Annotated in this window: 1 protein-coding gene; it reads left to right on the top strand. The window is 58.6% G+C overall.

Annotated features, from left to right (window positions below; all coding sequences use genetic code 11):
* Positions 1–1176: elongation factor Tu (gene tuf / locus AC2FLJ_RS22800; protein WP_108861257.1), on the top strand; the 1176-nt coding region annotated here is incomplete at its 5' end.

Here is a 1176-nt window from a genome sequence, read left to right as displayed (position 1 = left end):
ATGGCAAAGGAAAAGTTTGAGCGTAATAAGCCGCACGTCAACATCGGCACGATTGGCCACGTTGACCACGGCAAGACCACGCTGACCGCAGCAATCACCAAGTATTTCGGTGACTTCAAAGCGTATGACCAGATTGACGGCGCGCCTGAAGAAAAAGCACGTGGCATCACCATCTCGACCGCCCACGTGGAATACGAGACCGACACGCGTCACTATGCGCACGTCGACTGCCCCGGCCACGCCGACTACGTCAAGAACATGATCACCGGTGCCGCACAGATGGACGGCGCGATCCTGGTTGTGAACGCTGCTGACGGCCCGATGCCGCAGACCCGCGAGCACATCCTGCTGGGCCGCCAGGTTGGCATCCCGACCATGGTCGTGTTCATGAACAAAGTGGATCAGGTTGACGACGAAGAACTGCTGGAACTGGTGGAAATGGAAATCCGCGAGCTGCTGTCTTCGTATGACTACCCCGGCGACGACATTCCTGTCATCGCAGGTTCGGCTCTGGCCGCGATGGAAGGCAACAAGCCGGAAATCGGCGAAGAATCGATCCGCAAGCTGATGGCTGCCGTGGACGAGTACATCCCGACACCTGAGCGCGCTGTTGACCAACCGTTCCTGATGCCGGTCGAAGACGTGTTCTCGATCTCGGGTCGTGGTACCGTTGTGACCGGTCGTGTTGAGCGTGGCGTGATCAACGTTGGCGACGAGATCGAAATCGTCGGCATCCGTGACACTCAGAAAACCACCTGTACTGGTGTTGAAATGTTCCGCAAGCTGCTGGATCGCGGTGAAGCGGGCGACAACATCGGCGCCCTGCTGCGCGGTATCGACCGTGAAGGCGTTGAGCGTGGTCAGGTTCTGTGTAAGCCAGGTTCGGTTACACCGCACACCAAGTTCGAAGCCGAAGCCTATATCCTGACCAAGGAAGAAGGCGGTCGTCACACTCCGTTCTTCGCGAACTACCGTCCTCAGTTCTACTTCCGTACAACTGACGTGACCGGCACCGTGACCCTGGCAGCTGGCACCGAGATGGTTATGCCCGGCGACAACGTGTCGTTCGAAGTTGAACTGATCGCACCGATCGCGATGGAAAACGGCCTGCGTTTCGCCATCCGCGAAGGCGGCCGCACCGTCGGCGCCGGCGTCGTGTCGAAAATCGTCGAGTAA

It is taken from the genome of Ruegeria sp. CDSA034, assembly GCF_059612275.1.
This window is presented reverse-complemented; position numbering and strand designations above follow the sequence as displayed.